Origin of the sequence: Persephonella marina EX-H1 (assembly GCF_000021565.1) — a bacterium.
Lineage (GTDB): Bacteria > Aquificota > Aquificia > Aquificales > Hydrogenothermaceae > Persephonella > Persephonella marina.
This window is the reverse complement of the sequence record NC_012440.1, coordinates 404,732-418,353: the sequence shown is the minus strand read 5'-3', so window position 1 is coordinate 418,353 and position 13,622 is coordinate 404,732. Positions and strand designations below refer to the sequence as shown.

Here is a 13,622-nt window from a genome sequence, read left to right as displayed (position 1 = left end):
TTTGAAAAAAGTATATAATTGAGATTGAATATAAATCAAGAGGAAAGATTATGAGGCTATCTGAATTACCTGCTGGCAGCTTTTGTAAAATAAAGGAGCTGAGATTTGATCCTGCACTTAAGAGAAAACTTCTTGAGATGGGTCTTATTCCGGGACAGACAGTTGAGGTTATACAGGTCTCACCTTTCGGAGGACCTGTTAAAATAAAGATAAAGGATTACTGCCTTGCTGTAAGAAAGGCTGATGCTGACAAGATTATAGTTGAGGAATGTAATGGCAGATAAGGTTATAAAGGTAGCTGTCGCAGGTAATCCAAACACAGGAAAAACAACACTCATAAACGCTCTCGCAGGAACAAACCTTCACGTTGGAAACTGGCCAGGTGTTACAGTTGAGAAAAAAGAGGCCATCATAGAGTATAAAGGATACAAGATTCATCTTGTTGACCTTCCAGGAACATACAGCCTGAGCAATGATGTTGCTGAGGAAAAGATAGCGATAGATTTCCTTGTGAAGGAAAAACCGGATCTTGTTATAGACGTTGTAGATGCAACAAACCTTGAAAGAAATCTATACCTGACTATCCAGCTTCTTGAGATAGATCTTCCACTTGTTATAGCCCTGAATATGTGGGATGAGGCTCAGGAAAAGGGTATCCGCATAGATGTTAATAAACTCGAAAAACTTCTCTGCTGTAAGGTTATACCGACGACAGCAATAAAGGGTGAAGGTGTATCTGAGATACTTGACGCTGTTATCCAGATATACAAAAATAAGGAGAGATTCCACTGCTCACTTCATCTTGAGGATCAGCTTGAGGATGAACTCAGAAAACTTAAGGAGTGCATAAAAAATATACAGCCCCTTTTACTTGATATATACCCTGAGAGATTTTTACTCCTCTCACTTGTTGAGGGAAACACATTTTTTATAGATCTTGCTGTTGACAGCAGAATACTCAATCAGGCAAAGCTTATAAGGGAAAAACTGGAAAAGCTTTACCACAGGGATATATCGACACTTCTAGTTGAGGAGAGATACTCAATAATAATCAGTATATATGAACAGTGTGTAAGAAAAACATCTGAAGAGAAGTTTGATCTCACATTATTTTTAGACAAGATATTTCTCCACAAAGTACTTGGATTTCCTATATTCTTCTTTTTTATGTGGCTTTTATTTAAATTCACATTTGAGCTTTCAGCTCCGTATGTTGACTGGCTTGACAGCTCACTGAGTGATGTTATCGCTCCTATCGTCTATCACTTTCTTACAGATATAGGAACATCCCCATGGCTGAGATCACTTATAACCGAAGGTATTATAGGAGGAGTTGGTTTCGTTCTTGTTTTTGTTCCTGTTCTGTTCTTCCTATACATCTTTATGGCTATTTTAGAGGGAAGCGGCTATATGGCGAGGGCTGCTTTCCTTATGGACAGGGTTATGGCCGTTTTTGGTCTCAGCGGAAAATCATTTATACCTATGCTTATAGGATTTGGCTGTAACGTCCCTGCGGTCTATGCTACTAGAACTCTTGAAAATCCTAAAGAAAAGATACTGACCACACTTATGATCCCGTTTATGTCCTGTGGTGCAAGACTTACAGTGTACGCATTTTTTGTTACGATATTTTTTACAGAGTACCAGACAGCTGTTATTCTTTTCCTTTATATACTTGGTATAATCGTTGCGGCAGTAGTTGCTATCCTTTTACAGAGATTTGTTTTTAAAGCTGAGGCTATTCCATTCATTCTTGAACTCCCACCTTACAGATTCTCAACAGTCAGATTTATAATCAGAAATGCATGGATAAAAACAAAAGCATTCCTTTATGAAGCCGGAACTTTCATACTTGCAACATCTATCGTCATATGGTTTTTACTACATTTCCCAATAGGAGTAAAAAAGCCAGAAGACAGCCTGTTTGGAAAGATAAGTCATACAATAGCGCCTGTATTTTACCCTCTTGGATTTGGGAACTGGGAAGCGGCAGGCTCTTTAATATCAGGTTTTGTGGCAAAAGAGGTCGTCCTTTCCACAATGGGAAATATATACTCAGGTGAGATCGTTGAGGAAAAACCTGAAGAGGTTAAACTATCAGAAGGTCTTTTAGAGATAGGGAAAGGTTTTATAAACGCAAACATAGATATGGGTAAAAACTTCCTCTCAATCTTTGGACTTTACAAGATGGAAGCTGAAGAGGAGGAAGAGGACAGCTCTCTCATAAAAGCTGTAAGGGACTCCTTTACACCTCTGACAGCGATATCTTTCCTTGTTTTTCTCTTGCTATACACACCATGTATGGCAACAGTTTTTGCTATAAAACAGGAACTTAACAGCTGGAGATGGACAGGTGTTTCAATCCTTATAAGTTTTACATCTGCGTGGATTATGGCATTTATCGTTTATAATGCTGGAAAAATCATAGCTGGAGGTTAGGATGAGAGCTGCATACTATGAGGAACACGGAAGTTATGAAAATATAAAGATAGGTGAACTTCCCCAGCCTGAAATAAAAGAAGATGAGGTTCTTGTTAAGGTAAAGGCTTTCTCCCTTAACCATCTTGATATATGGATCATGGAAGGTAAGTATCCAGCTAAAATACCTATGCCCCACATATTTGGATCAGATGCTTCAGGTGTTGTGGTAAAAAAAGGATCAGCTGTAAAAAATGTGAAAGAAGGGGACAGTGTAATAGTATATCCGGGTCTCTCATGTGGGATATGTGAAAGATGCCTATCAGGCAGGGATAACGAGTGTAAAAGCTACTCTATATTAGGTGTTCTAACAGACGGCGTATCAGCAGAGTATGTGAAGGTTCCGGCTTTAAATCTTTTTAAAATCCCAGAAGGTCTTTCCTTTGAGGAGGCCTCAGCTATAGGAATAACATACACAACAATGTGGCATTCTCTTGTCACAAGAAGCGGAATAAAGGCTGGAGATACCGTTCTTATACACGGTGGGGGCAGCGGTGTAGGAACTGCAGGAATACAGATAGCAAAGATGCTTGGTGCGAAGGTTATAACAACAGTTGGAGATAACTGGAAGATTGAGAAAGCTCTTGGACTGGGAGCTGACCATGTTATAAATTATAAAGATGAGGACTTTGTAGAAAGGGTAAAACAGATAACAGATGGGGAGATGTGTGATATAGTTGTGGATCATATTGGAGAGGCTACATTTTCAGGATCAATAGCCTGCTGTAAAAAAGGTGGTTCAGTAGTTACATTTGGGGCAACAACAGGTGGTGAGCCAAAGATAAACCTGAGGGCTGTTTTCGGTAAAAATATAGATATACATGGTGTTTATATGGGGACAAAAGGAGAGGTTTCACACTATCTAAAATTCTTTCCAGAAAAGCTAAGACCTGTTATAGACTCTGTTTTCTCTTTTGAGGACGTAAAGAAAGCCTATGAAAAACTTCTGAGCAGACAGTTCTTCGGGAAGATAGTGGTAAGATTATGAAGATTCTTGAGGTAAATGATCTTTCTGTAAGGATAAACGAGAGAACGATAATTGAGAATATAACATTCTCCGTTGAGAAGGGAGAGATAATAGCCATTGTTGGACCAAACGGTGGTGGAAAAACAACACTTATAAAATCCATCCTCGGCTTTATTCAACCTTATAAAGGGTATATAAAGCTTTTAGGAAAACCGCCAGGAGAGGCTGTAAAAACAGGGAAGATAGGATATCTCCCCCAAAAATCAAGCGTTCCAAAGGATTTCCCATTTTCAGTTCTTGATGTAGTTATGCTCGGGCTTATAAACAAAAAGATACCTAAGGAAAAAAAGCTTAAAAAAGCGAGGGAGTATCTTAAGTATGTAGGGATGGAAAGGTTTGAAAACAAACCATACAGCAGTCTATCTGGAGGTCAGCAACAGAGGGTCTCTATAGCAAGGGTTCTCGTTTCAGATCCTGAGATAATATTTCTTGATGAACCTTCAACAGGAATAGATGTTGTTGCACAGGAAAGCTTTTACGATTTCCTCCAGAGACTTAAAAAAGAGAAAAATATGACAATAGTTATGGTATCACATGATATCGGCGTTGTAGGAAGATTTGTTGATAAGGTTGCAGGTCTTAACAGATTTTTACATTTTTACGGTCATCCAAAGGAGTTCTTCAAAAAAGAGGTTCTTGAGAATATATACGGTGCAGAGGTTGAGCTTATAATTCATTCACCTGAGTGTGTAGCATGTGAACATTTTCATATAGACTTTAAGTAGGTTCAGGATGATGCTTGAGATCTTACAGATACCATTTATGCAGAAGGCTTTGATAGGTGGAATAATTCTTGCTGTTTTACTATCTGTTCTCTCTTTATTTATAAATCTGAAAAACTGGTCCTTTATAACTGTAGGTATATCACATGCAGCATTTGGTGGTCTCGCTATAGGCCTTTTCCTCGGTATCTCACCACCTCTAACAGGTATGGTGTTCGCAGCTTTAATTGGATTATTTATAGGTTATATAAGCAGAAAAGGAGATATACATGAGGATATATCAATAGGTATCCTCTTCTCACTTTCAATGGCTCTTGGTGTGATAGTTCTCACATTTACACCAAACTACAGCTCAGATATGTTCACCTTCCTTTTTGGTAATATACTGACCATAACAGGTGAAGAGATATACATGCTGTTACTTTTCAGTTTTTTATCACTCGCATTTATAGCTTTCTTCTTTCAGAAGATAATGTTCTGCTGTTACAATGAGGATGTTGCATACGTCAGTGGGATAAATACAGGTTTTCTTTACTACGGGATAATACTGATAATATCAATAGCAACCATACTGGCTGTTAAGCTTGTTGGTGTTATACTCTCATCTGCTATGATGATACTTCCAGCAGCCTTATCAAGACAGGTTTTCTGGCATTACAAAAAGATACTTATATCATCGGTTATTATCAGTATATTTATGGTTTTAACAGGTATATTTATCTCCTTTTATTACAATCTACCTGCTGGAGCCACTATAGTTTTCATATACTCAATGACATTCGCCTTTGTTATACTCATTAAGAAGATAACAGGGCTGAAAAGTGTGTGATGGGTTACGAAAGATTTATAGGTCAGGTTGAAGATGGTTATGCATATCTTACTGAGGATGAGCTTAAACACGCAAAAGTAAAAAGGGTGAAGACCGGAGACAGGATTGAGATAAACGATCTGAAAGGTAATGTATACCTTACAGAGGTTTTGGAGATAACAAAAAGGTATATAAAATGCAGAATAATAGAGAAAATAAAAGTGGAAGAGGAGGATTTCAGAATAACACTTTACCAGTGTATGCCGAACCAGCTGTCAAAGATAGACGATATTATAGAAGGTGTATCCCAGTTAGGTGTTTACAGATTTGTCCCTGTAATATCAGAACGTTCCGCCGTAAAGACAAAAGATGTTCTGAAAAAGATAAAAAAATGGGAAAAAAAAGCTTTAAACTCAATTAAACAGTGTAAAAGGCTCTATCCTGTTATTATTGAAAATCCTGTTAAACTTGAGGATATAAAATCGGACGATGAAGGTAAGTTCGTTTTTTACGAAAAGGAAGAGAAGAGGACAGTAAAGGAGTTTCTGGATAAAAAATTAAAAAACGTTTCCGTTGTTATAGGTCCTGAAGGTGGTTTTACAGAAGGTGAGATAAAGATACTACAGGATAAAGGGTTTATACCTTTAACAATGGGAAAGAATATACTGAGGATGGAAACAGCTGTTATAACAGGAATATGTCAGATAAGATTTTTATTTGATTAAATTTCTGATAACATAATAAAAATTTAAAATTAATGGAGGAATTAGATGGGGTTTCCTTCTGTAAGACCGAGAAGATTAAGAAAGAATGAGAACATAAGAAGGCTTGTAAGGGAGACTGAGCTCTCAGTTAATGATTTCATATACCCTTTATTTATAGAGGAAGGGGAGAATATAAAGATAGAGATACCTTCAATGCCGGGGATCTACAGATACTCTCTTGACAGAATTGATGAGGAGCTTGAACAGGTTGTTGATCTGGGAATACCCGCTGTCTTACTTTTTGGAATACCAAAGCATAAAGATGCTGTTGGTTCAGAAACATGGAATGATGAAGGGATAATACAGAGAACCATAAGGTATATAAAAGAAAGATGCCCTGATCTTTACGTTATCACAGATGTCTGCTTCTGTGAGTACACAGAGCACGGTCACTGTGGGGTTTTACATGATCATGAGGTTGCAAACGATCCAACACTTGAGAACACAAAAAAACAGGTTGTCTCACACGCCAGAGCTGGAGCAGATATGGTTGCCCCTTCAGGAATGATGGATGGTGTTGTTAAAGCTATTAGAGAAGCTCTTGACCAGGCAGGATACACAGATATTCCTATAATGTCCTACTCAGCAAAATATGCCTCAGCATATTATGGTCCTTTCAGAGATGCTGCTGAGTCATCACCAGCTTTTGGAGACAGGAGAAGCTACCAGATGGATCCTGCAAACAGAAGGGAAGCTCTGAAGGAAGTCCAGCTTGATGTTGAGGAAGGTGCAGACATTATTATGGTAAAGCCTGCATTAGCATATCTTGATATAATCAGTGATCTGAGGGAGAACTTTAACCTTCCTGTTGCTGCTTACAATGTTAGCGGTGAGTACTCAATGGTTAAGGCAGCAGGAAAGCTTGGATGGATAGATGAGGAAAAGGTTATGATGGAAACTCTCACTTCAATAAAAAGGGCTGGAGCAGATATAATAATCACATACCACGCAAAAGAAGCAGCCAAAATACTGAAAACCGGATAAAAAGATGGGAAAAAATTACACAAAGGTATATCTGACAGTTCTGGGTTTAATATCTGTGATCTCGCTTTTTATAGCATTAAAATCATCAGGAAATAGAGAAGAGATTGAAAAACTGAGAAAAGAGGTAAATCTCTTAAGGGAAGAGTTAACTAAAAAAGAGGAACAGCTTAAAAAAGCTGTTGAAGAGAAAGAAAAGCTCGCAAGAAAGCTGAAAAGCATAGAAGAAAAGATAAAAAAGGCAAACAAAACATTACGTAGAAAGGGCATAAAGATAAAACTACCACAGGGTGGTCTTTTTATACCTGCAGACAGAAAGGAAAATCTCGAGTTTTACGCATCAACACTTGAGAACAGTATGGAAAAACTTTTAAAGGTTATGGCTGAGATACCTGTTGGTGTCCCGCTTTATGGAAGACTCACATCCCGTTTTGGATACAGAAAGGACCCATTTAATGGGAAACTTGCCTTCCATGCTGGTATAGACCTGAGAGCTCAGCCGAGACAGCCTGTTTTTGCAACAGCAAACGGTATTGTAAAGTTTGCAGGCTGGTCAGGCGGTTACGGAAAACTTGTCATAATAAAGCACAAGTATGGGTATGAGACATACTACGGACATCTTTTCAAGATCAGAGTTAAAAAAGGTCAGAGGGTAAAGGCAGGAACGGTTATAGGATATGCAGGGAGTACAGGCAGATCAACAGGTGTTCATCTACATTATGAGATAAGAAGATACGGAAGGTTGCTTAATCCACTTAAGTATTTATATTTAAACAGGTATAATGCTTTCTGAGGTAATAAATGGATAAAAAGCTGGTACTTGTTGACGGGTCTTCTTACCTGTACAGAGCCTTTTACGCACTCCCTCCACTTACAAGTCCAAAAGGTGAACCTACAGGAGCTATATACGGATTCATAAGAATGATATCAACCCTCATAAAAGAGCTGAACCCCGAGTATATGGCTGTTGTTTTTGATCTTCCCGGAAAGACATTCAGACATGAGAAATACAAAGAATACAAGGCAACAAGAAAGGAAACACCTGATGAGCTTAAGGTCCAGATACCAAAAATAAAAGAGATCATAAAACTATGGGGAATAAAGATACTTGAGATACCTGGTTACGAGGCTGATGATATAATAGCAACCATAGCTAAAAAGGCTGTAGATAAAGGGTTTGAGGTTATTATAGTAACGCCGGACAAGGATATGATGCAGCTCATTGATGAAAAAGTATTTATACTTAATCCTGTAACAGGAGAGATATTTAACAGGGAAAAGGTAAAAGAGAAATACGGTATATACCCTGAGCAGTTTGTGGACTATCTATCAATGATAGGAGATACAGTTGACAACATTATCGGTGTGAGAGGAGTGGGACCTAAAACAGCTGAGAAGCTTTTAAATCAGTACGGAAATTTAAAAAATATTCTTGAACATAAAGATCAGTTAAAGCCAAAACTTAAAGAGGCTTTTGAGGAAGCTGAAGAAAGATTAAAAGAGAATATATTCCTTGTTTCACTTGAGAAAAATATAGATATTGATATACAGCCTGAGGATCTGAAAAAAGAGAAAGCAGATCTATTAAAGCTTAGAGATATATTTAAGGAGCTTGGTTTCAAATCACTGCTGAAGGATATTGAGAAGAAAAAGGTTATAGAAAAAAAGGTGGAGCAGAGAACCTTATTCTGAGATGAAAAAAGATAAAAAAGGAAATCTTACAGAACAGGCTGTTATAGAGGGGCTGAAAAAACATTTCCCAGAACCCTGGATTGATCTTAAATTCAGTAATCCATTCCAGCTTCTCGTTGCAACAATCCTCGCCGCTCAGGCTACAGATAAAAAGGTCAACGAGGTTACAGCTGTCTTTTTCAAAAAGTATCCTGATCCAGAATCTATAGCAAAAGCTCCACTGGAACAGATAGAGAATGATATAAAACAGATAAACTTCTACAGAAGAAAGGCAAAACTTCTCAAGGAGTGCTGTGAAGCAATAGTAAAAGAGTTTAACGGGAAGATACCTGATAATATAGACGACCTGACAAAACTTCCAGGTGTTGGAAGGAAAACAGCATCTGTCATACTTGTAAACGCTTTTAATAAACCTGCTATTGTCGTTGATACACATGTAAAAAGGGTGAGCCAGAGACTTGGCATTACAGAATCCAACAACCCTGATAGAATAGAGAAGGATCTTGCAGAGTTCTTTTCAAAGGAAAACTGGATTTTTATTTCAAAAGCGATGGTTCTTTTTGGAAGATATATATGTAAAGCTAAAAATCCTAAATGTAAAGAGTGTGCCCTTTTAGATATATGTCCCTATGACAAAAAAAATCTTTAAAGAGGAAGGAAAAATGGAAGGGGAAGTAGCTGTTATTGAGAGAATTAAAAGGGAAGAAGGTGAGATACTTATAGTAACCCATGAAAACCCTGATGGTGACGGTATAGGAAGTATGATAGCCCTCTACAGATTTTTAATAAAAGAGGGCAAAAATGTAAGGATGGCAATGAAAGATGATCTACCCTACATATACAACTTCCTGCCGGATTCTGACAAGATAGAGAAACTTCTCCCTGAGAATACATACAATCTTATCATCCTTGTTGATGCAGCCGGACTATACAGAACAGGTGTTGATATTAAAGGAAGAGAGGTTATAAGGATAGACCATCACGTTGGCGGAATAAAGGAAAGTGATTACGACTATGTTGATCCTTCAGCACCATCAACAACATATATGGTAGGACTGATACTCAAAAGATGGGATGAGAAACAGATAGATAAAGAGATAGCTGAATGTCTTTACACAGGACTTATGACAGACACAGGCTCATTCAGGTACAACAACGTTGATGAAAGAGCTTTTGAGATGGCCGAATTCCTTGTTGAGAAAGGAGCAGATCCGTCATACATATCAACTATGGTTTATGAGAGAAACAGACCTAATGTTATACACCTGCTTCACAGGGTTTTATCAACACTGAAGATGGATTACGAAGGACATATAGCATCACTCGTAGTAAGAAGATCATTTATAGATGAGGTTGGAGCTTTAGAGGAGGAAACGGAAGGTTTTGTGAACTTTGCAAAAAGTATAGAGGATGTGGATGTTGCATTTATTATGATACAGAAACCTGACCTTAAAACATGGAGGGTATCATTAAGGGGAAAAGGAAAGGTGAATGTCCAGAATATAGCCAGAATGTTTGGTGGTGGAGGACATAAGGATGCTGCTGGATGCAGGATTATAGGCTCAGAAGAAAATGTCAGAAAAATGCTTGTAGATGCTATAAAGACAGAGATACAGAAATCTCTAAAACCTGTTAAGGTTGCCTAATCTTTCTCCTTCTCTTTTTCTTCTTCAGAGATTATGTATCTCTGAACATCCTTGTACATATTCCAGAAGCCTGCCGCTATGCCAAAGAAAAAGAATATTATCGTTAGATAGGGAGATGTATCAAAATATTGATCAAGTAGGTATCCTATAAGGACACCTACTATTATTCCAGAAACAAGATGTAATCCTATAGCACCTATAGAAAGATACTCTGTAAAACCTTTTCTCTTTTCTTTCATAAATTATTTAAGTCCAAGGACATCCATCATATCGTAAAGTCCAGGAGGCTTATCCTTTATCCATTTAGCAGCCTCAACAGCACCTTTCGCAAATATATCCCTTGAACCAGCCCTGTGGGTGAGCTCTATTCTCTCTCCAAGTCCTGCAAATATAACAGTGTGTTCTCCAACAACATCACCACCACGTAAAGCAAAAACGGCTATCTCATCTGAAGGTCTTCCGTTTTCATAGATACCTTCTCTGCCGTAAATAACCTTCTGAATCCCTGTAGCCTCTTTTAGAATATCAACGATCTTGACAGCTGTACCTGAAGGTGAGTCTTTTTTATACCTGTGGTGCATCTCAACAACTTCTATATCAAAACCCTTGTCCTTCAAAGCCTTTGCAGCATCCTCCACAAGCTTGAAAAGAAGATTCACACCTATACTCATATTAGGTGCAAGAACTATTGGGATATCCTTTGAGAGCTGTCTTATCTCTTCAAGCTCCTCATCAGAAAACCCAGTTGTTCCTATGACCATACATTTCCTGTTCTGGTCTGCGGCAGCAAGACGTACATGTCCCAGAACAGCCTCTGTACTGCCTGCAAAATCAATAATAACATCTGCCCTTTCTATTATCTTTGAAAGATCAGCAGTTATAGGTGCATCAACATCCTCTTTATTCAGTATGTCCTTTACATTCTCATGAAAATGGACACAGTCAGGACTTTCAACACCACCTGCTATCTGGACTTCAGGATCTTCATAGGCAAGTCTGGCAATAGTTCTTCCCATCCTTCCCATAATACCAGATATAACAACCTTTACCATTATCCCTGCTCTTCCTCCTGAGAAAAGATAGCTTCTGCAAGCTGTTGTAAAGCATCATTAACCTGATCCGGTGGAACAACAAAAGGTGCTATAGCAATATCAACATCCTCAGCAAATATTGTTTTTTTGAGAAGCTCCTGAAGCTTCTCAAGCTCCTCAGGTGTTACATTCTGCCTGAAAGCCTCATTTACATCCTTATCTGTAACAAAAAAACCTACCAGCGCAAACGGGTAGGCCTTAGTCTCTTCATTTGCCATTAATTACTCCTATTTGTCTTTAGTTCCCATCTGGTACATAATTCTTCCCCATAACACTAAAAGCATAGCAAGCATAAGTACAAAAAGGATTACCTCTGCTGTTGGTACTCCTCCGTAGGTCATCTCCATGGCGCTAACCTCCTTAATTTAATAATTATGTTCTGATATATTTATACTAAACGCAAATAGTTCAAAAAGCAACTAATTTCCGTGATAGCTGTATATATCGTATATCCCCTCAAGTGATAGATACATATCAAAAATATGGTCAATCTCAAGACCTTTTGTTATTATCTCACCGCTCCCACCTGTAAGAATAACTTTTGGACTGAAACCCTTTTCCCTTATAATCCTTTTTATCATCCCCTCTATAAGTGATATATAACCGAAAAATATACCTGACTGGATACTCTCTACTGTTGTTTTACCGACAACCTTTTTAACATTTTCTATACTTACCTTTGGAAGTTTTGCTGTTTTTGAAAACAGGGCTTCTATACTGCTGTCTATTCCTGGAAATATAGCCCCGCCTTCATACTCCCCTTTCTGATTAACAACATCAAATGTTATGGCAGTTCCAAGATCAACAAGAATTAAAGGTTTTCCGTATCTTTTCACACCTGCAAAAGCATTAACAACCCTGTCGATTCCCACCTCTTCAGGATTTTTATAGTTAATTTTTATAGGAACCTTAAGCTCTTTCCCTATTCTGAGAGGCTTCTTCCCTAAAAATTTCTTACATGCTGAATATATCCTGTCTTCAAGTGGTGGAACAACTGATGAGATAACACAATCTTTGACAGATTCCTTTTTCATTCCTTCAATACTGAAAATGGCAGATATATCAATAAGCCAGTCGTCAACAGTCTTTGTGTGATCAGACCTTAGTTTGTAACTGTTTATCCTTTTTCCGTTGTAGATAAAACCGAACTCAGATGTTGTGTTTCCTATATCTATCCCGAGTATCATTACTTCTTCTCAAAAAAGTAATCAACAATAGCATTATAAACGGACAGGCTGAAGTTTTCTATAAAAAGATCATTTTTTAAAAGGTATGCATCTAAAGGATCTGTAAGATAAAGTGTCTCTATGAGAACAGATGGTATCCCGGGTGTTTTCAGAACAGCAAAGTTTGCCGAATCAATATCTCTGAAATCTGTAACATCCTTCAGATACCTTTTCAGGTATTTTGCAAAATTCAGACCCTCTGTCATTGTACTGCTTATCGCAAGATCAGCAACTATCCTGTTAACTACAGGATTTGTGCTTACCCTTACATAATCAACAACAGCCTTGTTCTCCCTCATCTCAACAAGCTTTGCCAGTTTTGACCTTGCTCCTCTCAAATTCAGCGTGTATATGTATGTTCCGGACTCTTTAAGTGTAGGAGAGGAGTTGCAGTGAATACTTATGAATATATCTGCTCTTTTTTTAACAGCAAAGACTGTTCTTTTGTAAAGGGAAACAAACCTGTCATCTTCACGTGTGAGATACACCTTAAATCTTGGATCCTTTTCAATAATTTTTTTTAATCTCTTTGCTATCTTAAGGTTTACATCTTTCTCAACAAGACCGTTATGAATAGCTCCCGGATCTCTTCCTCCATGTCCCGGATCTATAACAACTATCTTTTTATCACCTACAAAACTTTCAGGTATTTCAATCTCCAGATCTCTTTTTGTCAGAATACTAAAGATAGGATCATCTATAAGTTTTACTTTTTTTGTTTTTATCCTGTCAGATTTAACTATATCTATATCATATCTCTTTTCTATTCTTTGTATTCCTTTTACTTTAGCTCCCTTTATAAAATCTATAACAATCCTGAATGGCTTTTTTAGTGTGAATATCTTATACTCGGAGACATCATCTGAAAGCTCAAAAACAAACTTTGTAGTATCCCCGCTTTTTATGATATCTACAGCTTTAATATACTTTTTTAGATCTTTATCTTTAAGCATGATCAGATTTTCGGGTTTACCCTCTATACTAAGAACAACAACCTTCTGGTCAAGAAAAGGTATCTCCTCAAAATGAACCTTTTTGCCTGTTTCAAATACAAATCTGTAAAACTGTTTATGCTCCCCTGTCCTTACCTGAAAAGCGTAGGCAAGATTAAATAGCATAAAGAATACTATAAAAATTCTTACCATTATAAAGCATAACCCCCGTAAAAAACCTGATGCTATAATGTT

Annotated in this window: 16 protein-coding genes; 11 read left to right on the top strand and 5 right to left on the bottom strand. The window is 37.6% G+C overall.

The window, feature by feature from the left end; translation table 11 throughout:
• Nucleotides 1–50: 50 nt before the first annotated feature.
• The 11 genes from PERMA_RS02305 to PERMA_RS02255 are packed head-to-tail and all read left to right on the top strand — an operon-like array spanning nt 51 to nt 10,118.
• Nucleotides 51–284, top strand: coding sequence for a FeoA family protein (locus PERMA_RS02305; protein ID WP_012676877.1), 234 nt, complete (start codon nt 51–53; stop codon nt 282–284).
• On the top strand, nt 274–2,439 hold the full coding sequence (feoB, locus tag PERMA_RS02300; protein WP_012675789.1) for a ferrous iron transport protein B: 2,166 nt from the start codon (nt 274–276) through the stop codon (nt 2,437–2,439). The genes PERMA_RS02305 and feoB overlap by 11 nt, the downstream gene beginning before the upstream one ends.
• A gap of 1 nt (nt 2,440) precedes the next feature.
• Nucleotides 2,441–3,466 carry a zinc-binding dehydrogenase gene (locus PERMA_RS02295; RefSeq protein WP_012675944.1) on the top strand — a complete coding sequence of 342 codons (1,026 nt, stop codon included), beginning with the start codon at nt 2,441–2,443 and terminating at the stop codon, nt 3,464–3,466.
• Entirely contained in the window at nt 3,463–4,230 is a 768-nt protein-coding gene (locus tag PERMA_RS02290; protein WP_012676900.1) for a metal ABC transporter ATP-binding protein, read from the top strand. The genes PERMA_RS02295 and PERMA_RS02290 overlap by 4 nt, the downstream gene beginning before the upstream one ends.
• A 7-nt stretch (nt 4,231–4,237) precedes the next feature.
• Nucleotides 4,238–5,056, top strand: coding sequence for a metal ABC transporter permease (locus PERMA_RS02285; protein ID WP_012675334.1), 819 nt, complete (start codon nt 4,238–4,240; stop codon nt 5,054–5,056).
• On the top strand, nt 5,056–5,760 hold the full coding sequence (locus PERMA_RS02280) for an RsmE family RNA methyltransferase (RefSeq protein ID WP_015899031.1): 705 nt from the start codon (nt 5,056–5,058) through the stop codon (nt 5,758–5,760). Before PERMA_RS02285 ends, PERMA_RS02280 begins: the two co-directional genes overlap by 1 nt.
• Before the next feature lie 45 nt (nt 5,761–5,805).
• Complete coding sequence (gene hemB, locus PERMA_RS02275) at nt 5,806–6,783, top strand: porphobilinogen synthase (protein WP_012675936.1); 978 nt, start codon at nt 5,806–5,808, stop codon at nt 6,781–6,783.
• 4 nt (nt 6,784–6,787) lie between these two features.
• Nucleotides 6,788–7,573 (top strand): M23 family metallopeptidase, encoded by a 786-nt coding sequence (locus PERMA_RS10825; protein WP_012676761.1) that lies wholly within the window; start codon nt 6,788–6,790, stop codon nt 7,571–7,573.
• Between the two features lie 8 nt (nt 7,574–7,581).
• A complete protein-coding gene (locus PERMA_RS02265) occupies nt 7,582–8,472 on the top strand; it encodes a 5'-3' exonuclease (RefSeq protein WP_012675313.1) in 891 nt (296 codons plus the stop codon).
• 1 nt (nt 8,473) lies between these two features.
• Nucleotides 8,474–9,121, top strand: coding sequence for an endonuclease III (gene nth, locus PERMA_RS02260; protein ID WP_015898910.1), 648 nt, complete (start codon nt 8,474–8,476; stop codon nt 9,119–9,121).
• Nucleotides 9,122–9,134: 13 nt separating this feature from the next.
• On the top strand, nt 9,135–10,118 hold the full coding sequence (locus PERMA_RS02255) for a DHH family phosphoesterase (RefSeq protein ID WP_012676782.1): 984 nt from the start codon (nt 9,135–9,137) through the stop codon (nt 10,116–10,118).
• Here the strand turns inward: PERMA_RS02255 and PERMA_RS02250 are convergent.
• The 5 genes from PERMA_RS02250 to PERMA_RS02230 form a co-directional block, all read right to left on the bottom strand.
• Nucleotides 10,115–10,357 (bottom strand): AtpZ/AtpI family protein, encoded by a 243-nt coding sequence (locus tag PERMA_RS02250; protein WP_012675478.1) that lies wholly within the window; start codon nt 10,355–10,357, stop codon nt 10,115–10,117. The genes PERMA_RS02255 and PERMA_RS02250 overlap by 4 nt on opposite strands.
• A gap of 3 nt (nt 10,358–10,360) precedes the next feature.
• Nucleotides 10,361–11,170, bottom strand: a complete 810-nt coding sequence (gene dapB / locus PERMA_RS02245; protein WP_012675267.1) for a 4-hydroxy-tetrahydrodipicolinate reductase — start codon at nt 11,168–11,170, stop codon at nt 10,361–10,363.
• Nucleotides 11,170–11,427, bottom strand: coding sequence for a hypothetical protein (locus tag PERMA_RS02240; RefSeq protein WP_012676661.1), 258 nt, complete (start codon nt 11,425–11,427; stop codon nt 11,170–11,172). The genes dapB and PERMA_RS02240 overlap by 1 nt, the downstream gene beginning before the upstream one ends.
• Nucleotides 11,428–11,628: 201 nt before the next feature.
• The gene (locus PERMA_RS02235; protein ID WP_012676422.1) at nt 11,629–12,396 is read right to left on the bottom strand and encodes a type III pantothenate kinase; all 768 of its coding nucleotides are present in this window, start codon (nt 12,394–12,396) and stop codon (nt 11,629–11,631) included.
• A complete protein-coding gene (locus PERMA_RS02230; protein WP_012676286.1) occupies nt 12,396–13,580 on the bottom strand; it encodes an N-acetylmuramoyl-L-alanine amidase in 1,185 nt (394 codons plus the stop codon). Before PERMA_RS02230 ends, PERMA_RS02235 begins: the two co-directional genes overlap by 1 nt.
• Nucleotides 13,581–13,622 lie beyond the last annotated feature (42 nt).

Bases quoted from the DNA above. Each gene is read 5' to 3' on its own strand.
- PERMA_RS02280 (WP_015899031.1), top strand. From the start codon at position 5,056: ATGGGTTACGAAAGATTTATAGGTCAGGTTGAAGATGGTTATGCATAT.
- PERMA_RS02255 (WP_012676782.1), top strand. From the start codon at position 9,135: ATGGAAGGGGAAGTAGCTGTTATTGAGAGAATTAAAAGGGAAGAAGGT.
- hemB (WP_012675936.1), top strand. From the start codon at position 5,806: ATGGGGTTTCCTTCTGTAAGACCGAGAAGATTAAGAAAGAATGAGAAC.
- PERMA_RS02305 (WP_012676877.1), top strand. From the start codon at position 51: ATGAGGCTATCTGAATTACCTGCTGGCAGCTTTTGTAAAATAAAGGAG.
- PERMA_RS02265 (WP_012675313.1), top strand. From the start codon at position 7,582: ATGGATAAAAAGCTGGTACTTGTTGACGGGTCTTCTTACCTGTACAGA.
- nth (WP_015898910.1), top strand. From the start codon at position 8,474: ATGAAAAAAGATAAAAAAGGAAATCTTACAGAACAGGCTGTTATAGAG.
- PERMA_RS02285 (WP_012675334.1), top strand. From the start codon at position 4,238: ATGATGCTTGAGATCTTACAGATACCATTTATGCAGAAGGCTTTGATA.
- PERMA_RS02240 (WP_012676661.1), bottom strand. From the start codon at position 11,427: ATGGCAAATGAAGAGACTAAGGCCTACCCGTTTGCGCTGGTAGGTTTT.
- dapB (WP_012675267.1), bottom strand. From the start codon at position 11,170: ATGGTAAAGGTTGTTATATCTGGTATTATGGGAAGGATGGGAAGAACT.
- PERMA_RS10825 (WP_012676761.1), top strand. From the start codon at position 6,788: ATGGGAAAAAATTACACAAAGGTATATCTGACAGTTCTGGGTTTAATA.
- PERMA_RS02235 (WP_012676422.1), bottom strand. From the start codon at position 12,396: ATGATACTCGGGATAGATATAGGAAACACAACATCTGAGTTCGGTTTT.
- PERMA_RS02290 (WP_012676900.1), top strand. From the start codon at position 3,463: ATGAAGATTCTTGAGGTAAATGATCTTTCTGTAAGGATAAACGAGAGA.
- PERMA_RS02230 (WP_012676286.1), bottom strand. From the start codon at position 13,580: ATGGTAAGAATTTTTATAGTATTCTTTATGCTATTTAATCTTGCCTAC.
- PERMA_RS02250 (WP_012675478.1), bottom strand. From the start codon at position 10,357: ATGAAAGAAAAGAGAAAAGGTTTTACAGAGTATCTTTCTATAGGTGCT.
- feoB (WP_012675789.1), top strand. From the start codon at position 274: ATGGCAGATAAGGTTATAAAGGTAGCTGTCGCAGGTAATCCAAACACA.
- PERMA_RS02295 (WP_012675944.1), top strand. From the start codon at position 2,441: ATGAGAGCTGCATACTATGAGGAACACGGAAGTTATGAAAATATAAAG.